Origin of the sequence: Methanobacterium bryantii, assembly GCF_002287175.1 — an archaeon.
GTDB classification, from domain to species: Archaea; Methanobacteriota; Methanobacteria; order Methanobacteriales; family Methanobacteriaceae; genus Methanobacterium_D; species Methanobacterium_D bryantii.
Genome location: NZ_LMVM01000039.1, coordinates 181,660 through 205,877 on the forward strand (window position 1 = coordinate 181,660; position 24,218 = coordinate 205,877).

The 24,218-nt window shown below is 36.1% G+C and carries 18 protein-coding genes; 11 read left to right on the forward strand and 7 right to left on the reverse strand.

Annotated elements, in window-relative coordinates; translation table 11 throughout:
* Window positions 1-622: 622 nt before the first annotated feature.
* The 9 genes from ASJ80_RS14960 (at window position 623) to ASJ80_RS15000 (ending at window position 10,557) form a co-directional block, all read left to right on the forward strand.
* Complete coding sequence (locus tag ASJ80_RS14960; RefSeq protein WP_069583030.1) at window positions 623-958, forward strand: hypothetical protein; 336 nt, start codon at window positions 623-625, stop codon at window positions 956-958.
* A 566-nt stretch (window positions 959-1,524) separates the two neighbouring features.
* Window positions 1,525-1,827, forward strand: coding sequence for a hypothetical protein (locus ASJ80_RS14965; RefSeq protein WP_069583029.1), 303 nt, complete (start codon window positions 1,525-1,527; stop codon window positions 1,825-1,827).
* Between the two features lie 361 nt (window positions 1,828-2,188).
* A complete protein-coding gene (locus ASJ80_RS14970; RefSeq protein WP_069583028.1) occupies window positions 2,189-3,529 on the forward strand; it encodes a PQQ-dependent sugar dehydrogenase in 1,341 nt (446 codons plus the stop codon).
* A gap of 38 nt (window positions 3,530-3,567) precedes the next feature.
* Window positions 3,568-3,804 carry a DUF2769 domain-containing protein gene (locus ASJ80_RS14975; RefSeq protein ID WP_069583027.1) on the forward strand — a complete coding sequence of 79 codons (237 nt, stop codon included), beginning with the start codon at window positions 3,568-3,570 and terminating at the stop codon, window positions 3,802-3,804.
* A gap of 24 nt (window positions 3,805-3,828) precedes the next feature.
* Window positions 3,829-5,679 (forward strand): FAD-binding protein, encoded by a 1,851-nt coding sequence (locus ASJ80_RS14980; RefSeq protein ID WP_218105038.1) that lies wholly within the window; start codon window positions 3,829-3,831, stop codon window positions 5,677-5,679.
* Window positions 5,679-6,452, forward strand: coding sequence for a succinate dehydrogenase/fumarate reductase iron-sulfur subunit (locus tag ASJ80_RS14985; protein WP_069583026.1), 774 nt, complete (start codon window positions 5,679-5,681; stop codon window positions 6,450-6,452). The genes ASJ80_RS14980 and ASJ80_RS14985 overlap by 1 nt, the downstream gene beginning before the upstream one ends.
* A 2-nt stretch (window positions 6,453-6,454) precedes the next feature.
* The gene (locus ASJ80_RS14990; protein ID WP_083240888.1) at window positions 6,455-7,852 is read left to right on the forward strand and encodes an aspartate ammonia-lyase; all 1,398 of its coding nucleotides are present in this window, start codon (window positions 6,455-6,457) and stop codon (window positions 7,850-7,852) included.
* Window positions 7,853-7,884: 32 nt separating this feature from the next.
* On the forward strand, window positions 7,885-9,129 hold the full coding sequence (locus tag ASJ80_RS14995) for an alpha-hydroxy-acid oxidizing protein (RefSeq protein ID WP_083240887.1): 1,245 nt from the start codon (window positions 7,885-7,887) through the stop codon (window positions 9,127-9,129).
* Window positions 9,130-9,297: 168 nt separating this feature from the next.
* Window positions 9,298-10,557 (forward strand): APC family permease, encoded by a 1,260-nt coding sequence (locus ASJ80_RS15000; RefSeq protein ID WP_069583024.1) that lies wholly within the window; start codon window positions 9,298-9,300, stop codon window positions 10,555-10,557.
* Between the two features lie 11 nt (window positions 10,558-10,568).
* Here the strand turns inward: ASJ80_RS15000 and ASJ80_RS15005 are convergent, their stop codons facing one another.
* The gene (locus ASJ80_RS15005; RefSeq protein WP_069583032.1) at window positions 10,569-11,363 is read right to left on the reverse strand and encodes a metallophosphoesterase family protein; all 795 of its coding nucleotides are present in this window, start codon (window positions 11,361-11,363) and stop codon (window positions 10,569-10,571) included.
* Between the two features lie 413 nt (window positions 11,364-11,776).
* On the opposite strand from ASJ80_RS15005, the gene ASJ80_RS15010 reads away from it, so the two are divergent.
* Together ASJ80_RS15010 and ASJ80_RS15015 are read left to right on the forward strand one after the other, a co-directional pair.
* On the forward strand, window positions 11,777-12,292 hold the full coding sequence (locus ASJ80_RS15010; RefSeq protein WP_069583023.1) for a UGSC family (seleno)protein: 516 nt from the start codon (window positions 11,777-11,779) through the stop codon (window positions 12,290-12,292).
* A gap of 19 nt (window positions 12,293-12,311) precedes the next feature.
* On the forward strand, window positions 12,312-13,472 hold the full coding sequence (locus ASJ80_RS15015; protein WP_083240886.1) for a hypothetical protein: 1,161 nt from the start codon (window positions 12,312-12,314) through the stop codon (window positions 13,470-13,472).
* 171 nt (window positions 13,473-13,643) lie between these two features.
* On the opposite strand, the gene ASJ80_RS15020 is transcribed toward ASJ80_RS15015, so the two are convergent.
* The 6 genes from ASJ80_RS15020 to ASJ80_RS15045 form a co-directional block, all read right to left on the reverse strand.
* Window positions 13,644-14,264, reverse strand: a complete 621-nt coding sequence (locus ASJ80_RS15020) for a DUF3800 domain-containing protein (protein WP_069583022.1) — start codon at window positions 14,262-14,264, stop codon at window positions 13,644-13,646.
* A gap of 150 nt (window positions 14,265-14,414) precedes the next feature.
* Window positions 14,415-15,218 (reverse strand): nitroreductase family protein, encoded by an 804-nt coding sequence (locus ASJ80_RS15025; protein ID WP_069583021.1) that lies wholly within the window; start codon window positions 15,216-15,218, stop codon window positions 14,415-14,417.
* Between the two features lie 175 nt (window positions 15,219-15,393).
* A complete protein-coding gene (gene nrdD, locus ASJ80_RS15030; RefSeq protein WP_069583020.1) occupies window positions 15,394-17,709 on the reverse strand; it encodes an anaerobic ribonucleoside-triphosphate reductase in 2,316 nt (771 codons plus the stop codon).
* Between the two features lie 491 nt (window positions 17,710-18,200).
* Window positions 18,201-18,650 carry an ATP cone domain-containing protein gene (locus ASJ80_RS15035; protein ID WP_069583019.1) on the reverse strand — a complete coding sequence of 150 codons (450 nt, stop codon included), beginning with the start codon at window positions 18,648-18,650 and terminating at the stop codon, window positions 18,201-18,203.
* Between the two features lie 577 nt (window positions 18,651-19,227).
* On the reverse strand, window positions 19,228-22,521 hold the full coding sequence (polC, locus tag ASJ80_RS15040; protein ID WP_069583018.1) for a DNA polymerase II large subunit: 3,294 nt from the start codon (window positions 22,519-22,521) through the stop codon (window positions 19,228-19,230).
* Between the two features lie 709 nt (window positions 22,522-23,230).
* The gene (locus tag ASJ80_RS15045; protein WP_176720192.1) at window positions 23,231-23,938 is read right to left on the reverse strand and encodes a TetR/AcrR family transcriptional regulator; all 708 of its coding nucleotides are present in this window, start codon (window positions 23,936-23,938) and stop codon (window positions 23,231-23,233) included.
* Window positions 23,939-24,218: the final 280 nt, after the last annotated feature.

The following is a 24,218-nucleotide window of genomic DNA, read 5'->3' on the forward strand; positions in this document are numbered from 1 at the left end:
TTATTCCCACACTTCCTCTGCGGATGGTTCTAAGCTACCCAATCTCTCCATTTACCAAATAACACGGAGGTGAACCGTATGTTATTAGTTGTAATTAAGATCATAATAATCAAAATCTTAATCCTCAAAGCTTTCTTATTCCCACACTTCCTCTGCGGATGGTTCTAAGCTACCCAATCTCTCTATATTACTAACTTAGCCCCTTAATTGTTCTAAACTCTCAAAACTCTTTTCTACACATATTAAATTTAAATGGTCTTAATCACTGGTATAAGCACAATTTATACACTAAAATCAAAAATTGCTTAAAATACTAGTTAAACCTTAAGGGTTTTAACTAATATCATGGGATTTAAATTTTCCCCATTTACTTTTTATTTTCAAATAGAAGTTCCATTACTGTTTTAAATTGATTGTTAATTTTACAAATAAAATTAAGTTTTAGAGAATATTATAAAATTTCTAGCCTTTTATACAACCTTAAAAAGAATTAATACTCAACATTTTTAAGTTAATTTATAATTTAATATTAATAGAAAGTTTTTTATTACATTATTGACATAAACACCCCGTAACACAGGCCCAAAATCTGTGTTTAAATACACACGTGGAGGTGTAATATATGAAAAAAGAACTAGGCATTCTCCTACTGATCTTTATAGCAACAGTAGGGCTCTCAAGTGCAGCATCAGCACAACCTATTGCTCAAACTGCACAGGGACCAAGTACATACGGACATGGAGGCCATGGAACTTATTATTGGCATTGGACTATAATTAGAAGATTTGTTATATATTCCCCACTCAGCCTTACAAGGATTAGACATATATTTCCACCACCTATTTACAGAGTTACAGCTACGTACATAAGCAATCACAGATGGGTTGCAACTGTATGGAGAAGAACTTACGGTCCATATTACAGAGGAACAATACGCGGCCCAATAATACGCAGATAGACTAAAAGATCCAGTTGAAGGATTAAAGGGGTACCACTTTCGTACCCCCTCATAATATATGGCCTATTTTCAATTAAAATACTAATTTTAAAAAATAATTTTATTAAAAATACCATCTGCACTTTTTTAAATGTATAAACAATAAAATGTGATTACTAGTTCAACTGAGTTTTTTATATTTCAGATAAACATATCTTAAAAAATTATTGCCTAAAAGCAGAATTACTCTTTAATTAACAGATTTTCACATTTAAAAGTCAAAATCTATTAAATTACTATTTTTTCCCCTTAACTCAATCTCTATTTTTCAAAAAGTAACCAATTACTTATTATTTTTAAGCCAGTTGTTTATTTCACAAAATAGGTATTCCTTATTTAAATAATATGATTTTTCTAATATTTTTTTCCTTTATTTTTTCAAAATCAGCAAATCATTGCTAAACATTTTTCATTCAAATTACATCATTAATACTAATAGAAACTTTTTTATTACATAGTTGATATAGTATCATCACAACACGATTTAAAAAATCTGTGTTAATTATATGCGTATGGAGGTGTAATATATGAAAAAAGAACTAGTCGTTCTTCTGCTGATTTTTATAGCAACAGTAGGACTTTCAAGTGCCGCATCAGCACAACCAGTTACACAAACTGCACGAGGCTCAGCCACATACGGCCATGGAGGCCATGGAACTTATTATTATGGCCATTGGGTTGTATTTAGGAGATTCGTTGTAGCTTCACCATTTTCAGTTAACAGGATTCGACACAGATACCATCCACCTATGTTTAGGGTTACAGCCAGATATATAGGACATCACAGATGGGTTGCAACTGTTTGGAGAAGAGGTTATTTCCGCAGATAACCTAAAATTAATATAACAAGGGGTATTAATTTTTCTATACCCCACTCTCCCTTTTTACAAATATTATTTTTAATTTGAATTAATTTACAATTAGCTGGTTCTTAAATTTAAAAATTAAAATTTACAATAACTTTTCATCACATTGACAATTTCCATTTTAGTATTATATACTCCATTAAACACGCCAATTAATGTTTACAACTCCCTACTAATTTTTTAAAATTATCTCTAAATTAAAATCCCCTAAAACTAGTTTATCCCATTTTTAAACTGATTTTTGAAAAAATATTTTTATCAAATGTAATACTTATAAATTTATATTTATTATTAAAGATAAATTAGATATTAACTGGTGAGTTTTATGGATAACGATATAGAAAAAAGATGGTGGGTATTTCCAAGGTTTAAAATAGAATTAATGGTTTCAGGATTAGATTTACCTGTTAATCTAGCATTTGTTCCAAATCCAACAGATGAACCACATGAACCCCTTTTATATGTCACAGAGCTTTATGGAAAAGTTAAAGCCATAACAAATGATTGGAAAGTTCATACATATGCAGAAAACCTGTTAAATTATAAAGCAAATCATGAATTTCCAGGAACAGGAGAATCAGGAGTTACGGGGATTTGCGTTGAACCCCAAACCGGCGATTTATTCATAACAATGCTCTATGAAGAGAATGGAGAACCCAAAAACAAATTAATAAGAACCAAAAGTAAAAATGGCCTGAAAATAGATTCTACAGAAACACTTCTGGATAATATACCTTCTATTAAAGCCGCGCATCAAATTCAAGCTGTTACTGTTGGATTTGACGGTAAATTATATGTAAACCTTGGAGAAGGAATGGTTCATCCAGAAGTTGCTCAGGATGACAATGAGCTAAGGGGTAAAGTTCTCAGGATGAATTTAGATGGCAGTATTCCAGAAGATAACCCTGATCCAGATAGTTTAGTGTATGCTAAAGGTTTTCGAAATCCTTTCGGTGCTACATGGCGTAAAAGTGATAAATCTCTTTATATTTCCGACAATGGACCTGCCTATGATGACAGAATTGCAAAAGTAGAAGCAGGAAAAAATTACGGCTGGCCACAGAGCATGCGTGAAAACAGCTTATTCTGGTGGCATTTTACTCATGGACCTACGGCACTTGCATTTATGCAGAATGATGAATTTCCTTTTGACTTTGAAGATGAACTATTTGTAGCTCTTTTTGGCGGATCATATGTAAAAGGTGAATCCATAAAAGGTAAGAAAATTATAAAAATGAAACTTAATGATGATGCTACCTCAGTTAAATCCTACGATGAATTTGTAAGATACATAGGTGAAAGCGCAGCAAGCCCATGCGGATTAGCCTTCGGACCTGGAGGATTATACTTCACAGACTTACATGGTGAAGAAAACGGACTTGCAAGGGCTTCCAGCGGGAACATATACAGAGTTACTTCCATAATAAAAGGAGAAGGAGAAATAATAGTTCCATATACTAAATCAAATGCCGATAAATGCCTTTGCCCAGGATGTCCAACTCTTAATGAATGTATGAGGAATAGAAATCAACGTCTTTTCTGTGCTGGAGGTAAAACTGAATGTGAACTTGAAAGAAAAGGTTGCCTTTGCGGTGAATGTCCAATTGAAAGCGAATATGGATTAACTGAGTTTTACTACTGCGATGAAGGGGCTGCTAAAAAGTAGATTTCCAATTTATTTTATAAAATAAGGAGGTTGAAATAATGGTAGAAGAAAAAATTGTCCAGGATACAGAAGAAAATGCAGAAATGTGTCTTTGTCCAGGATGTCCAACTCATAATGAATGTATGAAAGACAATAATGAACGGCTCTTCTGTTCAAGGGGGAAAACCAATTGTGATCTTGAAAAAAGAGGATGCCTTTGTGGTACATGTCCCGTTGAAAGAAACTATGGCTTAACTGACTTTTACTACTGCACAGAAGGAGCTGCTAAAAAGTAAATATTGGATTATCCTGGTGATTGCTTGGACACTATAACTTCTGTAAAAGGAATATCCTCTTTTTCTAAACTAGAAAAATCCCAAGGCCATTCATTAAAAGAAAAACATAATACGCCCCTATCTCAAATGAAGGAGATTATAAAAGGATCTAGCAAAGCTGACAATTTGCAAAATGTTCATTGTCATGATGTCCTTATTATAGGCGGGGGGTTAACAGGGCTTCGAGCATCTTTACAAGCCTCAAATGCAGGAATTAATGTGGCTGTGGTTACAAAGGTCCATCCACTTCGATCCCATTCTGTTGCAGCCCAAGGTGGAATGAACGCTTCTCTTGGTAATGTTCAGGGTGAAGGGGGTAGCACTGACAGCTGGGAAGCACATGCTTATGATACTGTGAAAGGATCAGACTATTTAGCAGATCAGGATGCAGTTGCACGCATGTGCCGTGAAGCTCCTGCAACAGTAATTGAACTGGAACATATGGGAACCGTGTGGTCTAGGCTGAAAAATGGAAAAATTGCCCAGCGTCCTTTTGGGGGTGCAGGGTTTCCAAGGACGTGCTATGCAGCAGATCGTACAGGACACAACATACTTCATACACTATATGAACAGGTTACATGGCGAAACATACCAGTCTATGAAGAATTTTTTGTTACTTCGCTGGTACATGACAGCGGGCGGTGCATTGGATGCACTGCAATTGAAATCATGACTGGAAATGTTCATGGATTTGTTGCAAAAGCAGTTCTCATGGCAACTGGAGGATTTGGTAGGATATTCAATAAATCAACAAACGCCCTCATCAACACCGGTGATGGACAGGCACTTGCACTCATGGCAGGCGTACAACTTAAAGATATGGAATTTGTTCAATTTCACCCTACAACCCTCCATGGAACTAACATTTTGATAAGTGAAGCGGCCCGTGGCGAAGGTGGAATTATTGTTAATAAAGACGGAAAGCGCTTCATGGAACGTTATGCCCCTAATTCACTAGATCTAGCTCCACGTGACGTCGTGGCCCGTGCTATGATTCAAGAAATTTCAAAAGGAAACGCTTATGATGGAGGTTACTTCCATCTTGACCTCAGGCACCTTGGTGCCAAGCTCATTATGGAAAGATTACCAGGAATACGGCAGATTGCTATGGATTTTGCAGGTGTAGACCCTATTAAAGATTTAATACCAGTTCAGCCAGGGCAGCACTATTCCATGGGAGGAATAGATGTAGATATTAACGGAGCAACGTCTCTTCTAGGGCTTTACGCTGCAGGAGAATGCGCATGTATTAGTGTTCATGGTGCAAACCGGCTCGGTGGAAATTCCCTCCTGGAAACCGTAGTGTTTGGACGTCTGACTGCAGATAAAATTATTGAAGATATTTCCAATATCCCCAAGCCAGATTCCAGACCAGTTCAATCTGCTATGCAGAAAATTGATGCAAGAATTAATCAGATACTTAAAAAAGATAATGGAAAACATCTTTTTAGCTTGAGGGATGATATGGTCCAGACAATGTTCGATAAATTTGGCATATTTCGCGACAGTAAAACCATGAAAGAAGGGCTTTTAGAAATTAAGAACATGCAGAATGAAATTTCTCATGTCTCAATTGATAATAAAGATCGTGCCGTAAATCAAGCGCTTATACGATTTTTTGAGCTTGAATTTATGCTTCATCTTGCCGAAGCAGTTGGAATTAGTGCCCTTAAAAGAGAGGAGAGCCGCGGTTCTCATACCCGGGCTGATTACCCATTACGTGATGATAATAGATTTTTGAAACATAGTATTGTATCCTTTCACAATGGCAAAGTGGAAATTTCTTATAAACCCGTTAAATTAGGCATGTTTAAACCAAAGGAGCGTGTTTATTAATGAAATTAAAAGTATACAGATATAATAAAAAACTGGATTCTCCCCACTATACTACCTTCAAATTCAGACCAAAACCTGGGATGACCATATTGGAAGCTTTATTTCAAATCCAGAAGCAGTTTGATGATTCTCTTGCGTTCCATTACTCATGCAGGGGTGCAGTTTGCGGTACCTGTGCAATGCTCATTAATAAAGTTCCCCGGCTTGCATGCAGGACACAGTTAATGCCTCTCCTTAAAGGAGAACTTAAAATAAATCTCATTTCGTACCATACAATTGAAGAGACAAACGTGCCATGGGATCCAGAAGAAGAGATTTTAATCGAACCACTTCCTCATTTACCAGTTATAAAAGATCTCATTGTTGACATGAGTACATTTTTCAAATACTACAAGTTTATTGAGCCTGTATTTAAACCAGCAAATCCAGCTCCTGAAAAAGAAAGGCTTATAGAACCTAATGCCCTAACTGAACTAGAACTGTACACAAACTGCATCCTCTGTGCAGCATGTTTCGGGGCATGTCCAGTAGATGGAAAAAATCCAGAATATTTGGGTCCTGCAGCCCTTGCCAAGCTCTATCGGTTTCATATTGATCCACGTGAATCAAATGGGAGCGAAAGACTGGAACTGGCGAATATTCCAAATGGGTGGTGGGCATGTGAATTTTACGGAAATTGTACCCGAGTGTGCCCTAAAGGAGTGCCTCCAACTATTGGAATTGCAAAAGCCCGAAAAGAAATCGGAAATAAAGTAAAATCTCAGGAGGACTGAGAATGCGCCTGGAAAAAGATTCAATAGGCAAAAAAGAGATCCATGATGATGTATATTACGGTATTCAAACACTTAGAGCCATAGAAAATTTTCCAGTTAGCGGCAGACATGAGCGTCCGGAACTAATTAAAGCATACATACTGGTAAAAAAAGCGGCGGCCATCACCAATATGGAACTTGGAACCCTCGATAACGTGCGGGGAGAATCCATTGTAAAAGCTGCAGATGAAATTATCAGTGGAAAGCTTGCTGATCAGTTCCCACTTGATATTTTCCAGGCAGGGGCAGGTACATCATTCAATATGAACATTAATGAAGTGCTCGCAAACCGTGCACTTGAAATTCTAGGGAAAAAAAGGGGAGAATATAATTACTTAAGCCCTAATGACCACGTTAATCAATCTCAGTCCAGTAATGACACTTTTCCCACAGCGTCACACATTGCCATTCTTTTTGATGCTGATATCCTCAACATAGCCCTGCTCAACCTTGCAAGTGCATTTAAACAAAAAGGCGGAGAAATTTCATCTATTCCAAAATCAGGGCGGACACATCTTATGGACGCAGTACCTGTAACAGTTGGAGACGAATTTATTGCATACGGCAGTGCAATTAAACGTGCTGCAGAAAGGATCCGTGAACGCCGAAATGATCTCCTTGAAGTTGCAATAGGAGGCACTGCAACTGGAACTGGAGTGAATTCTCCACCATTTTACAGGGAAAAAGTGGTTGAAAAATTGGCTGAATTAACATCTCTAGAACTTATTCCTGCAAATGACAGTTTTGAGGCATTGCAAAGCCGTTCCCAGATGGCCGCATTCTCAGGTTCTCTACGAGAACTTGCTCTTGAACTGATCCGAATAGCAAACGACCTCCGCCTTATGGGATCAGGTCCTACATCAGGGTTAAATGAGATTGTTTTACCGCCTGTTCAGCCCGGATCATCCATTATGCCCGGAAAAATTAATCCTGTCATGGCGGAATGTCTAAATATGATCTCATTTCAGATTATAGGGAATGATACAGCAGTTTCACTTGCAGTTCAGGCAGGACAACTTGATCTGAATGTTATGACGCCTGTTATGACTTCTAATATACTGGAATCAGTAGCTATGCTCAATAATTATCTCCCAATATTCCAGTCCAGCTGCATTGATGGTATCGTGGTCAATAGAAAACAGTTACAAACAGTTGCTGGAATGAATCCAATCCTTGCAACGCTTCTTTCACCCAAAATTGGATATTTACACTCAGCAGAACTTGCTGAAGAATCCATGAAAACAAAACAACCCATTAAGGATCTTGCAATTGCAAAGGGAATTCTCTCTGAAGAAGATGCAAACAGGTTGTTTAATCTTGAAACCATATCCAAAAACCGTTATCGAGAAAATGAAGTGTAGTACTAAACTCGCTTCTATGAAGGTGAGCTAAAATGAAATATCTCTGCACGTATTGTAGTGTTTATGTATATGATGAAGACAGTGGAGATTCAGTTACAAATTTAAAACCAGGTACAAGTTGGGATGATATTCCAGATACCTGGGGATGCCCAGTTTGCGGAATGCCCAAAGAGTACCTGCAGCAGATACGTGATGATGTATTTGCCATTAAAATGGAAGCTTATAAAGGACAGGGAGGAACCAGTGACCTTAACTATTACCGCTCTGTAGGGCGAAAGATGCTTACAGGTGTTTGTGGTGTTTTTCCTGTTTGCGATGGTAAACCCGGCAGGACATGTGTTGGACAGAAATATGGGGCTCCAATCGGCATGGGAGGGGCAGGGCAGGGAAAAACATTTGAAGCGAATTACGATGCCCTCCAGAGATACAAGCTTAAAATGCAAGTGATCAAAGCCCATCATGAACCAGAAATGTCTCTTTCTATTTTTGGAAAAGAGATTAAAGCTCCAGTTATGGGAGCCAGTCTTTCAGGAGTTAAATCCAGCATGAACGATGCAATTTCAGAAGATGCATTCTATCGAGGTCTCTTAAGAGGTGCAAGGGCTTTTGGATCCATTGGAATGGTAGGAAATACTCCAACAAGTCCTGATGATCTGGGAATCAAAGTTATAGGAGAAAGTGGAGGATGGGGAATCCCAATGCTTAAACCTCAATCACAGGAACGGCTTATCCAGCTCATAAGGTTAGCCGAAGATATGAACGTGATTGCAATAGGAATTGACCTGGAAGGGGCAGGTTCAACGTTCTGGGCAGCTTCTGATAAAATGGTCTATCGGAAAAGTGAAAGTGAGCTTCAGGAACTGGTGGACTGTACAGAAAAACCAGTGATTTTTAAGGGCATCATGACCCCTGAAGATGCAAACAAAGTTGTAGATTCAGGCGCTAACGTGTGCTATGTATCTAATCATGGAGGCAGAGTCCTGGACGGAGGACAAGGAGTGGCAGAAGCGCTTCCAGATATTGCAAAGGAAATTTCAGGAAAAGTCCAAATTATGGCAGATGGCGCGGTAAGAACTGGTTTTGATGTACTCAAAATCATAGCCCTCGGGGCAGATATAGCCCTAATTGGCAGGACTCTCGCTCAAGTAGCTATAGGTGGTGGAGAAGTAGCTGTGAATATGTACTTTAAGTATGTAAAAGAGGATCTCCGGCGCGCTATGATACTTACAGGATGTGATACGCTTGAAGACGCTGCCAAAAGTATCTTAACCAGATAAACATAAAACTAAAGAAACAAATAACTATCTAATTTTAAAAACATCAAAAAAAGGTAATTAATGATGAGATTAGAATTAAATTGCCATACTTATAAAACTGCCACTGTTTTAAAATATATAATATGAGTAAATAATATTAAAACCTGTTATTTTAACTGGGGTGAACTTATTAAGTCTTTAAAACGTGAATTAGGGCTTTTAGAAGTCACATTATCAGGAGTAGGTATAATATTAGGTGCGGGGATATATGCACTTATTGGGGAAGCCGCACCTTTATCAGGGAATGCGTTATGGCTTTCTTTTATAATATCATCTGCAGTAGCTGCATTTACTGCACTTAGTTATGCTGAACTTTCATCCATGTTTCCCCATTCCAGCGCAGAGTACGAATATGTTAAAAATGCAATTGGAGATCGAATAGCATTTATTATAGGATGGTTGATTATATTGAGTGCAGTTATTAGTTCTACAACAGTTGCAGTTGGATTTTCGAATTATTTAAGTGTTATATTTGATTTACCCAAATTTTTATCTTCAATTTCATTAATAGTAGTATTATCCTTTATTCTTTTTGTTGGAATTAAAGAATCCGCAAGGGTTGCCATTTTATTTACATCCATAGAAGCAGCGGGACTTTTAATCATCACCTTCATTGGAATTCCTTATTATGGAACTGTAAATTATTTAGAAGCACCCCTGGGACTTAATGGAATTTTTGCATCTGCAGCTCTAATTTTTTTCGCTTTTCTTGGATTTGAAGAAATTGTAAAACTTTCAGATGAAGCAAAAGAGCCCCATAAAACTATTCCAAAAGGGATTATACTTGCTATGATCATAAGTACAACTTTATACATGCTGGTAGCTTTTAGTTCAGTAAGCGTACTCGGTTGGGAAGGCCTTTCACAATCAAATGCTCCTTTTTCCCAGATCGCATACAGTGTATTTGGAACAAACGGTTCATTTTTACTTTCAATTATAGCCCTCTTTGCAACAAGCAATACTGTTCTCTTAATGATTCTGGCTGGATCTAGAATAGTATACGGCATGTCTAAATCAGGGTCAATTCCCCATGTATTCTCAAAAGTGCATTATAAAACCAGAACTCCATGGATTGCAATAATTTTAATCAGTTTAGCCTCAATAGGGTTTTTATTTATTGGAGAAATAGACTTTCTTGCCAGTGTAACCAATTATACACTTTTTGCAAGTTTTATTTTTATAAATGTTTCAGCAATTATTTTAAGATATACCTCCCCAAATACTGAAAGATCTTTTAAAATACCTTTAAATATCAAATGGGTTCCAATATTACCCATTCTAGGAATAATTACCTGTATAATCTTGCTCCTAAATCTAGAATACAATGCTATTATTTTAGGGATCATATTAACAGTAATAGGACTTTTAATTTCCTTTTTAAAAAGATAAAATAACTTTAGCTAATAGAACGATGGATTAAGCAAAATATTTTCATTTTTTGTTTCAGTATTTAAAGAGTAATACCCCAACAGTTTCTTTTGACCAGTTTCAGTTTTTATTAAATCAACTGACAGCATTTGATCCTTGATGGTAAGCTGATTGTAGGAAGAATAAGTATCTGCATGTAATCTTCGGGTTGTTGCAGTGCCTGAGGTTAAAATTACCATATCTCCTAATTTCCATGCATTTGCAACATGTTTATGGCCGTTTAGTACCATATTAACCCCATAATCCATCAATAATTTTAATGTATCCCCTGAATCAAGCAAAATATTTCTTTCACGTCCTGTTAAAGGTACAGGAAGCAAATGGTGGTGAAATGTTACCATAGTGTACATATCCATAGGGATCTTATCCAGTTTATCTTTTAACCATTCCAGCTGGTCCATTCCAATTTTACCGCTGTGAACATCTGGTTCTGATGAATCAAGCCCTACGATAGCGATATTATTCCTTTTATCAATATGGCTAAATTTTCTATTTCCAATTAGCCTCTGAAAATGTACCAGTCCAACATTGCATGCGTCATGATTTCCAGGAACTATATAAGTCCTGGATATTTGATTTAAATCTTCTATAAATTCCAGTGCATCAACATACTCCTCAATATAACCCATTGTAGTTATATCACCCGCAACAATAATCAAATCAGGATTTTCTTCAAGAATTTGGGATTTTAAATTATTTTTTAATTCCTCAGAGAATTTATACTCCCCAAAATGTAAATCTGAAATTTGAATTATGTTTTTTTCCATATTATCCATCCCGAATCTTTTTTTGGTACCCTCCAGGGATCAGTTTTTAATTTAAATCAGCGCAATAGAGGTGATCCCTGAAATTCTTCACCTCGGAAATTGAGTTTGAGTAAACTTGATATGCAATAGTTGTTAAGGAGGGTACTTCATATGGGGGTGTGATTAGAATGACTGAAGTTACCAATCCCTCCTATTAACAACATTTTTTTAAGGATACTGCTCATTTAACGATCTAATGGAACATGACTTTAGAGCATATCCTTGTTAATTAATTGATTTTATACTATAAATACGTTACACATTAAGCACAGTTTAGTACACATTTTGTATATAAAATACATTAAAGAGTTTTAAATTAAATAAGTAATGAACTTCAAAAATAGGTGAAATAAATAGTATTACAGGAGAACCGTATGAGAGTTAAAGTCATTGAAAAAGAAGTAATAGACCCATTGGGTGAAACAGTAGTAGATAAAATCAAAATAATACCTGTACCTTCCAAGATCAATAAAATATCCTATTTTAACAATACAAAACCAAATGCAGATGTTATTCTAGCTGCAGTTGCTGAAAGTTTAAATAAAGAAGGGAAAAACGTCGAAAAACCAGCAGGTGCAGGTGCAACAGAGGAACAGTTAAAGGATGCTGCGGGTGCAGATTTATCAATTATAGCAGTTGGAGACTGCGGTTCATGTTCTACATGGGTCATACTTGATGCAATAAGGCTTGAAAAAGAAGGCATCCCCACAATTTCAATCTGTTCAGATAACTTCATGGACTATGCAAGATCACTTGCAAAATCCCACGGTGCAGATGACTTAAGGATAGTTGAAATTAAACATCCTATTTCCGGACAAGAAGAAGAGAATGTCAGGGAAAAAGCCGCAGAAACTATTAAAGAAATTAAAAAATTATTGAATATTGACTAATCCATTGAGGAATATTACTATGAATAATAAAAAAGTGGATAATGCCTGCGGGTGTTCCATTGAAGACCTCTTAAAGGAAAATGCAGAAGATGGCGAGCAACGCTTATGTAAAGCTGCTGAGAGCGATATGGAAGTTTATGTTGATCCCGATCCTGAGAAGCTAAGCTATGAATTTTATATGAAAAAACAGACCGACGGCCTGCCAATCATTCCACCCACAGGAGAGCGTGTACGTAGATTTATAGAGTTTTCAGGTAAAAATAGAGACGATATAATAGCAGTTCTTCCTCCACGGTCTGGAAAAGCTACAGTTGAAAAAATTGCAGTAAATTCCATAATGGCAGGCTGCATTCCCCAGTTCATGCCAGTGATCCAGCATTCAATAAAAGCAGTTTCACATCCCAATTTCAATTTACCAGGAGTAACTGCCACAACTCACCCCGTAGCAGTTTGCACAATTTTAAACGGCCCCATAGCCGGTGAAATTAGTATAAACAGTGGGGCTGGATGTTTAGGCCCAGGAAATATTGCAAATGCAACCATTGGGAGGGCAATGCGCCTTTGCCTTATAAATATCGGCGGTGCTGTCCCTGGAATTGGAGACCATGCCACCATGGGATCACCTTCAAAATACAGCTACTGCTTCGGCGAGGCTGAAAATGAAAATCCATGGGAACCTCTGCACGTAGAACGTGGATTTAAGGCAGATGAAAGCACAGTTACGGTAATGGGTTTAGATTCACCACACAACGTGAATGACCATCGCAGTAAAACCGCAGAAGACCTCCTGGACACCATAATTGATACCGCATCTGTTGCTGGATGTAACAACAGCCACGTACCCGGCGAAATGCTTGTTATAATGAGCCCAGAACATGCTAAAACCGTCGCAGACGACGGGTGGAATAAAAAAGACATCAAAAAGTACATCCATGAAAATGCCCTTGTACCTGTTGAACTAGGAGATAGAGGCGGAAGAAAACTAGATCCAAAATGGGTTACGGGCGGCAAAGTGCAGATAACAAGAAAACCAGAAGATGTTGTTGTAGTTGTCGCCGGAGGGCCTGGACGGCATACAATGATTGCACATGGGTTTGGAACTTCATCAGAGTCTGTAACTGAAGCTATGAGGCTTGCAGATGGAACTCCTGCTTCATCAGTGTTTGATTTTAAAAAATAGATAACTTAAAGATTTTTAAAAATCTTGATTTAATCATTTCAAGCACAGTTTAAAAGATAAAGTTATATATTACAAAAAGATATATTGTTACTATAAGGTGAGTAAGTCCTTCTGAAAGGATGATGCCCGCGGACGCGGGGTGGGATCGAGTAAGAATGGTTTCACCTTAACCTAACTTTTATTTTTAAATATTTTTAAACGTGAATTTAAACATATATCCATCTTATTTTCAATTAATTCATAAAAATAGGAATTACTATCCCTATATTTTCTGTGAATTGCCCCCGCAACAAAGTCAGCAGCTTGAATTCCATTATTTCCATAAGAAGCTACATGAGTGATTTCTATTTTAACAGGTGATTTAAAGTACATATATCTATTAAATCCTCCAATTTTTCGGTCATTCAAAAATTTATCAATTATAACATATGATTTGTTAACTTCAGCATTATATAAAATATTACTTAATAACTGGCCAATCAAATAACTATGTATTACAGAAGGCTTATCACGCAAATAATTATGTATCCACTCTTTCTTTAATGCCAAATATGATATTGAAATATATTTACGTGAAATACATTCTAAAACACGCCTTCTGGTTATATCTGACGAATTTGAAAATTTAAGTTCGTTCTTTTTATATTTTTTAGATAATCCCTTTCTCACATTTTTTATACATCTATTTAAAATCTTTTCTTCAGGAACACATAATCCTGCAACGATGAAATACTGCCCTGATTTTTCTTTAAATCCCAAATTCCCAGATTCATCCAAATATATGTACTTCAATAAAATCACTTTAATTTAATTCTTAAAATTAATACTAATTTTATTTAACATATGCTTTTGGGGCCAAAAATTAAAAATATAAAAATTCAGCTCAAAATTAGTTTAAAACATATTTCTAAAAAGCGAAGTTATATAAAAAAGTAAAAAAAATTAAATATACCTTACAGACAGTTTTTTCCGTTTAGGAACCCTGAAAAACTTACACTCAGGATAACCTGCCATTAAAGCTCCCAAAAATACTTCACTATCTTTTAATCCTAGAAATTCTCTTATTGGTTCAAAATCAGCTGCCATTTGAAGAAAACCCGCCCAGCATGAGCCAAGCCCAAAAGACGGCAGCAGTAAGTCCAAATAGCTCAGGGCGATAGTTCCATCCATTGGTGTACTTCCTTCGTTAGATTTAGCGGTGGCAATGAATAAATTAGGCGCCCCCCTTAAAATAGGGTCCAGACCACTTTTCCAGACACTGATTAAAGATTCTACCGGGAGTACCTGAGCAAATGGTGAATTTTCCTCCGCTAATTTTTCCATCCATTTTATAACTAGTCCCGCCAGTTCTCTGGTCTTCTGTGGATCTTCAATGATGATCCACTCAACAAGCTGCTGGTTACCGCCAGAGGGTGCAAACCTTACAACGTCCATGATTTCTTCAATGGTCTCGCGTGGAACTGGCCTCTTTTTGTAGTTCCTGATTGACCTGCGGTTTCTCATGTAGTTTCCCATATCTTCAGGTGAAATTTTAGAGCTTATATCAACCATTGGGGCCTCGAGTTCAGGGCCAGAAATATTAATAGCCCCTTCTGGACATACCGCTTCGCAGTGGCCGCATTCTATGCACATTGTATCTGCAACAACTTCTGGATTTGTATTCATTTTCAGGTGACCCGGAGTGCATGTAGATACACATGTGCCGCAGCTGCTGCATGCACTTTTGTTTAGGTTAAATTCAGGCATGTTTTTATCTCCTTTTGTGTTTTAAGATGCTGTTTAATTGACTAAAATTTATAGATTATATTAATTTTTAGTAGTTGTAGTATAGATATTTTGATGAAATTATCAAGTCCAATAAAAAAATAGTTTGAAAAATTAAATGTCAAAAATAAAATAGAAGCTAAATAAAGAAAAAAAGTTAGAACCGTTTTCTGTCCAACAGTTCCTGCATCTTACCAGGGTTCCATCCGCCAGAAGCAGATCTAGACCTTCCCACCTGTTGAACATATCCAGTTATACGGTCGTACCATTCAACTTCTTTCTGTTCACCGCAGGTTGCACAGTTGTCCTGTAAACCTTTCATCAAGGTTTTACATTTCAGACAGAAGCTCAATGCTGAGCTGTAAGCCCAGAATCCAATATCTGATTTTCTGGCTATCTTATCTGTGAGGCTCATGAGTGCATCTGGGTCTGAATAGGATTCTCCCATGAATGCATGGAATATATGCCCTCCAAGGGTCTTGGAGTGGTATTGAGACTCGATTTTAACTTTTTCTGGGAGTAAAATATCTGCATTAACCGGTACGTGGGACGAATTGGTGTAGTATGCAGTTTTTTCGTCCCCTTGAGCAATAATTTTGTCCCTGTATTTTTCCATATCGAGGGTTGCAAACCTGTAAGCTGTGGATTCTGCAGGTGTCTGGAGAACACTCCACCTAAGTCCTGTTTCATCCTTCAACTTGGCCGCTCTCTCATTTATATAGTCAATTACCCTAAGTCCAAACTGATTGGCACCCTTATCTTCAATTCCTGCACCTAAATAAGATCTGAGCATCTCATTAAGCCCAACAAAACCAAATGACATTGTAGAGTTTTCTATTTTGTAATAAGTACCCTTTTCTTCATCATTTAACTTTTGTGATAGGAATGGAAGTAGATTATAATCATTAAGACAATTTAAAGCCTGTTCTCTCCTGAGCATCAGTGTCCGCTCTGCAAGATTCATATAAGAGTCAAGGTATTCAAATATATCGCTGTCATCTTTGGAATTGTAGGCAATCCTCGGAAGGTTCAGGGTAACATATGCAAGGTTTCCTGTCCTGAAACAGTCTTGAGACCAGTCACCAGTCCAATTATCGTTTAAAGATGTTCTGCATCCCATATAATTAGCGAGATTTCCCCTGTAATCAGGCAGCATGTTTATGAAGTAAGATGTTCCAAATTTAGCTGAAAGCTCGTGTACACGCCTTATATCTTCATCAAATTCTTCTTTTAAGCATTCTTTTCTTAAAACATATATTGTATTTGGGAAGAGATGCGGTTTACCTTCTGAATCCCCATCAAGGAGAGTTTCAGTGAATGCACGCTGAAGTAATCTTGTTTCTTCCTCGAAGTCACCGTATGTTCCTACACGTTTTCCTTTAGGCCCATAAGCTGGTTCATCCTTTAAGAAGTCAGGGACTGTAAATTCAAGGTTGAGACTTGTAAATGGAACCTGCGAACCTCTTGCAGCGTAAGCCATGTTCAGGTTGTATATCAACATTTGAACTGCCTGTTTTACCTTCTCATAAGGTAAGCCTGCCGCAAACGGAGCTACAAACACGTTCCATAGGCTCATGGATTGACCACCGCTCATGTTCTGCTGAGCTGCAAGCATTATCTCTCCAGTATGGTTCATTAGTGTTTCAATATGATTTGGAGGGCCTGCAACTGAAGTATGGTCCCCAGTACCATCTACTTTAAGTCCATTTTTTATAAATACCCTCAGATCATGCTGCAGGCAGTTTATTGGGCGTCCTGCAAAGAATTCAAGATCGTGTATATGTATGTCCCCACCCATGTGAGCATCTGCAAGTTCATTTGGAAGTATGTGTAACAATGCGTACTGCTTGAGTGCTTCATCTGCAACATATTTATGAACAGTCTCAGGATTATGGATCATATTTGCATTATCTCTGGAGCCGTTCTTTATGAGGTTAGTTATATTGTAGACAGGTATACCAACCCTTGTATACTTCCGCCTTAATGTCTCAAGACCGTGTTCCACAAGTTTGGTGTTTACAATTTCCCTGATCATCGGCGCTGTCAGGTATTCAACATCGAGTTTTTTAAGTTCTTTACATGCATCTGTTGCAATTTCTCCAGCAAGATCTTCTGAAGCATGCGTTTCCACAATAAGTGTCTTTTCAATCTTACTTTTATCAAATGGTTCTATTGTATCCCTGGTAGTCCTGACCTTTAATTGGTTAGCTGCTAAATATTTACCGGCAGCTTTCCCATCAATTTTTTTAAGGGAATCATGAACCAGTATCTTAATTTCTGCAGTGGAGATACCGTTATAGACTGCTGTTGCTACGTCTGTTGCAATCTTTTCTGCAGCCCAAAGTGAAGCTCCCACCATAAGACACGATTTGACTATTTTTTCATAGCTGAATTTTTCGTATATTCCATTGTTTTTCAGGACGCACGTTTTAGCCTGTGTAGGCAGTGCCGCCATAGCACGCATGTCCTTCATTCATAGTCCTCCAAACCACATAAACTGAATCCTCCATTAAAAATAATGAGCATTATAATTTCTATTTCCAGAATTTAATATTTATTCATATACATTCCTATTATAATAATATGATTCATTCTTTATACTCACTTTTTAATCATATTAATACCATATTTTATCAAAGTTTATTTTAGATTAATGAAAAGAACAATACTGTTCTTGCTATATTACTATTAACGTTGGTGGAATTAAACTTTACTATTCCTTTTACATACTGTTATAAATGAGCAAAGTAAGTACTAAAACAAAATTAATATTAAAGAAAGAGGATATAATGTAATAAAAACTAGTTTTAAAATTTTCTGCAATTTAGTTAAACATTTTTATTAAATATTCCAAATTGTTAAAAATATAATTCAAATATTAAGTATATAACCTACTTTTTTCAAGAATACAAAAAAAATATCAACTTTAATTGTTAATTATTTAAAAAAATAAAATATTTAGGCTTAAATAAGCCTAAATTGATATCCATCACATACGGTACAATTAGTTAGTATATCTCTATTTTTAGATATAAAAACATAATTATCACACTCTATGCAACGATACCACCCTATACCTGGATTATTTCCAGATATAAAGAATTTAAGATGAGTTTCAGAGCTATCAAATTCATATTCATTATTTTCTTGCTCTAAAAACTCAAATCCATATGCCCTAATGCTTATACTTACAATTTCATGGATTAATGTAGTAGATACATAATCCAAATTTAATTTTTTAAGTTTTTTCAATATGTCTATTGAAATTTGTTCCGCAATCCAACGCGGAACTCCTACATTAAGACACGATTTAATTATTTTCTTAGGGTTGAATTCTTCATATATTCCATTGTTTTTCAGGACGCACGTTTTAGCCTGTGTAGGCAGTGCCGCCATAGCACGCATGTCCTTCATTCATAGTCCTCCAAACCACATAAAATGAATCCTCCAGAAAATAATTTTAATTATTTTATGATTTTTATTTCTTTAATTCTACTTTAAGGTTTAATACGTATTCATAATACCATAATATGATAATTACAATTGGTTTTACTTATCCTAATCGTTCAATCATATTAATAACCATTATCCTACTGAAATTCATTCCATTTAAATAGAACAGAATTGTAGAATTCTAGTTATATATTATTAACCTCTAAGATTAAAACTTTACTATAGTGTTATAAAACCACTGGTTCGTACCAATACCTGAGTTTATATTAAAGAAACATGTATAATACGATGAAAATAATTTTAATTTTTTATCGCACGTAATTTTGATGTTTCATCAAATATTTAAGTCATTATGCTATTGTATCCCATCATATTCCAAATATAAAGTTTCAAAATCTTTAAAAACAAAATATTTGGACATTGAACAGGTTAAATTAATGTTAATCAAATTTTACACCATCAATCTACATATATCCAATTTTCAGGAATAATCTTATTAATTTTATAACCAGGTACCATCACATACTGTATTTTTCCATTATAAAAATACATCCAGCGAACTTTGCTTTGATTTATCACTTTCAAACAACGAATTTATTCCTGATTCAAGAATTTCTATCCTTTGAACAAGGTAAGTGTCAATCGGATACCTTTTAGCCAGTTCCTTTGAAATTTCAAGGTACTTAACAACTGAACCCTTGGATATGCTGAGTATCAAATTTGAGCCGCAGGTACATTCTCCAGAAAGTGGTATTCGTCTATACTTTTTGTTGCACTTAGTACATCTAACTTTCTGTCTGGAAAATGCCCTTGAATTTCCAGCCATGTCAGGTAAAAAGTGAGACTGAAGAACACCCTCTACAACTCCTTTCTGGTCAACAGCCCTTATCTTTTCGGCAATTTTAACCTGTTCTTCCACCTTTTCCTTCATGGTGGGAAGCATCTTGTAAAGACATAGTTTTGGGCCGCTGTGGATGCTTGAAGTATTATGTGAAAACATAAGGCCCTGATACTGGTCCTCTGTACCAAGCCTTTTCTTAACATTATCTATAACTGAAATGACATCTGAAGGTTTAGCAAATCCAAGACTTTTTTCATAGAGTTCCAGCGGAAGTGTGGCCATTGCATCGATATTATGCGATTCATCGTCGATTTCTTCTGGATCTATCCTTGATGACAGAACCAGTGGCGCGTCCATCTTTCCTCCCCTTGAACTTGGAAGGAATATCTTTGAAAAATTGATTAATGCGTCTAAAAGCAGCATTACTGCATCTTCATCACTGTCACAGTTTCTTCTTTTTGCAGAGTGGAAATATGGATGTGCATAGCAGCATGCTGCCTTTGTAAACCCAACAACCCTTCCTAAAACGCCTGCAGAAGTGTGAGGTGCAAGACCTACCACTAAATGTCCAACCAGGTCCTCTACTTCCTTAATATTATAAAATCTATCCAGTTCGTAGTAGTTTTCAAGCAGATCATCTATAAATTTTGAAACCCTTATAAAGTATTCTGCACAATTATCTGAGATTATTATATCCTGAATCTTTATTTCAATGATTTGATCATCACGTTCAAGTGGATTCCCATAACAATCATGAGTATATCCAAGTTCAATCAGCTTTTCTGGAGTTACCCCAACTTCTTTAGGTATGAAATGTGTGATAGGCAGATCAGTAGAATCATGCCTTATTGTGGCATCTTTAAATGCAAATACATCATTTTTAGCCCGGAGTATAGCTTTCTCAAGGGGTTCAGGGTATTTTTCCTCAGATATCATCCCTACTACCCCTTTTATTTCATCCAATCTTCTAACTCCAGCATTTTCATATGCTTTTTTAAGTAAACTCGCCAAATTAATCTTTTTCTTTGTAGCACCTGTTGGTTCTGTTCTTGCTCCGCATACAGGGCATTTAGCATGGAATGAACTTACTCCACATTCAGTACATTTACATCTTGAAATGTCAACAAATATACTTCCTTTTTTAGCCGCTTCAATAATGTTACGCCTGCTTCCACCATTGGTGCCTATAGGGAACAGCCCATGAGGTGCAGGTTTCATTTTCCTTTCCTTCGTCTTTTCTGGCCGTCCCACCCTTGTACCTATATAAGTAGGTGCTTTCGCCATTATTTTAACAGGAGATACCTCATTAAGCGCTTCTAAGGTTGTAATATCTTTTTGCGCATCTAAAGGCTCAGCAAGAGTGCTGATCAGCGCATTTGTATGGTCGTGATTTATTATCACTTTATTGTCTTGAACACTATGAGGAACACCTATAACTTCTAAAATCCTCTTAGGCGGTTCCATATCCAATATTAAGCCATTTTCTATGGAAGACTCATCATAATTTTTATACAACCAGCTTCGGAGCGTATTTAAATCAAAACAGGAAACATCGTGGTAAAAATAAGTGTATTCTGGATGCAGTGGAACATTGTATTTTCTTGACAGTTCAAATGCCTCTTCAGAACTAATATCATTAATCGTTTCCAGGCTTAAATCAGGACCAGTATCTTCCGAATACTCCTCCGATTCTTGGACCGTTTTAACCCACCACTCTTCACACCATGCAGATGGTAACAGCACATGGTTATTCCTTAAAAATTCACCAAATGCTACAAGTATATCCCCTAAAAACAGGATTTCTGTTACATCCTTTCTAATTTCCTTCGCCTGGGCTATGGATTCAACTTTAATGACATCCCCATTTCTTAATTTAACAATTGGGCCGTCTATGGTATCACATGGGACAACGCACATTCCTTTACCTGGCCTTTCAATCTTCATCTGGGTCCCAACCGCCAGGAATTCTACAATTTCCATGGTTAATGGGCTTATACCCATTGCAGCCAGTCCTGAATTTCTTGAACGCCCATATCTTAATCTAAAACCACCTTTTGCCATTGGATATGATAAAACAGGCCTTCCACCAATAATATCTCTCATATATTTATCATTTACCTTAGGAGCACCTTTATCTTCATCATCTGACTTGGTGTTTCCTTTTGAAAACTTATCCAGCCAGTCCCAACCGTCTATTTTCAATTTACTGGCATATTTCATGACTTTTGGAGCTTTCTGTATAACTCCTTCAGCTATCGCAAGGAGAGCTCCTCCCCTAATACTGTTAGTTTCAACACGCTCTAAATCACGGTGCGAAACTTCTATCTGGTCTGTAGCTTCTCCAGTTACTTCTACAGGGATACTTTTAACTGCAAGCCTTACTTCATCAGGGGTCGGCGAATACTGGAGATTAGTAACCTCTGATTCATAAAGCTCAACTTCTTCCACGTACCTTTCAATTTCCATGTCTGTAGGTTTGTAAACATCGAGCCCTGCGGAAAGTCTTATATACTCCCCAATTAGAACTGCCATTGCTGCGGCGGTTCCCCCAGCGCTTCTTATAGGTCCTGCAAAATAAACTGCAAAATACCATGTACTATCAAAGTTCTGTTTAATTTTAACCTTTGCGATTCCCTCCAGAGGTGCAGCAACTACCCCTTCAGTTAAGATAGCAAGGGCAGTACGCAGTGCCTGGTCAGCTTTCAGTTCTTTAACTTCAATTGGGTCTTCCTTACCTTCCTCATCAGGCGTTATTACAATTTCTCTTGCTACTTGAAATGCCACTTCTTCCCTTGATGACCATTCCTTTTCTAATTCTTTAATCCTTTTTGCAACGCCTTTTGGGCCAACTAACCCTTCTACTCGCTCTGATAAATCCTTTGCAAGAGGTATCTCCGGCTCCATTTCCATGTCATTACCTTTAAGCCGTGCCTTTCTAGCTATAGCATACAATTTTTCCGTTTCCTCTTCTAAAGTCTCGAAATACCCCATATTGCTCCCTTACCATACTAAAAGTATATTTTATATGAAAATTATTCACTACATTTAAATGCAGTATTTAATTACTTAAGATCAACTTCGTTTAATCATAAAAAGTAAAAATGCGATCTTGCTTATTCTTATGGGTTTGAATAGATAATAAAGCTTACTGTAATGCCCTTATAAATTCCCAAATTGTGTATATCTCCTTTTAAATAGAGATCACATTATGAAAAATTAATAGTCATTGGCACAACAAATCAACGCATATAATGATGACAGGATAATGTTCTGTTAGATTAAAAAAGTGTAAAAAGCAGTTATATTCATATCAGCATATGTTCTACAGATAACACATTATTATATGTTATTGGCAATGAAATAGTACTCAAAATGCAGCTAAAACAAATATTAAATTTAAATAGATAGTTATTTAACAATTTATTATATTATTAGTTATAACTTATAGAATTTTCCTGAAATTTAAAGAGAACATCAACCAGAGATACTTCAAAAAATAGAATATTAAATTGCTATACTAATAAAACGTTATTTTATAACGTTTAGTACTGTTTACAATAATAATAGATACAATATTAATGCATAAGTCGTTATAATGCTCTGTTAATTTCACATTACTTTGACTTTAAGATATTACAAAGATAATAAACCAGTAAAAATATTCAATTCAATCCATGAATTTGTTACAAGTAGTTCTAAGTTATGATTTAAATAAACTATTTAATAAGTTATTAATGTCTAAAAAATACTTTTTACTATTTATGCCCCTTATTTCTAGAGTTTTTACTAAATCTGGAGGCATATTCAAACTACTTTCAGTCATTGATTTTATTAAAATCGCCATTTCTATAATCTGTATCTTTTTATCAACTGAACCGTCTTCAATACCTGTTTTAATTGAATTAATTAAAAGTATAAGAATATCCTTTCGAATTTCCATGATTCGCCTCTCATTTTCATCAGAGGAAGCCATTGTTGCAGGAAACATGGCAAATTTTCTGCCGCGCTCAATTACATCTTTCATGACTAGATTATCTACAATTCGAGTTAAATTAAACCTTCCAGAGATAAAATAATTGTAGATATGAAGATAATCTGGATATCTTAATGCAAAATTAAAATAAGCATTTCTATAAGCAAAAATCTTATCAATACCCTTTTCTACAGTCCCAATCTCTTTTTCTATTAGAGATTTCATAATTTCAGCGCCTCGAAGGACAACTGCAAAAAAAAGGCTGTCTTTATTATCAAAATACAAATAAAGAGTCGCTTTACTCATTCCAACATCCTTAGCAATGTCATTCATTGAAACATCATCATAGCCTTCAGAAAAGAATAATCTTTCAGCAGTACTGATTATCTCTTCCCGCTTCTGTTTTCTTTTCATTTCCTTTCTTTCTAAAGACATCATAATCACTCTGATCATAAATAAAAAGATGTTACTTACTTTATAATTTTAATATAATATATGTTTAGCCGGTAAAAATAATTTAATAAAACTTAATTGAGTTTTTAACATAGGAATTGGTACATCAAATGCTTTTTAAAAAGAGGAGAATTAAAAAATTCTCCAAACTGGACTTTTTTAATCCAATTGGTGATTTACTATAAAGTTTGGATTAAAAAAAAAACCTAGAATGAGCTAATTACGTCTCCAAGTAATTTTATGGATTTTTCTTTGTCAGGTC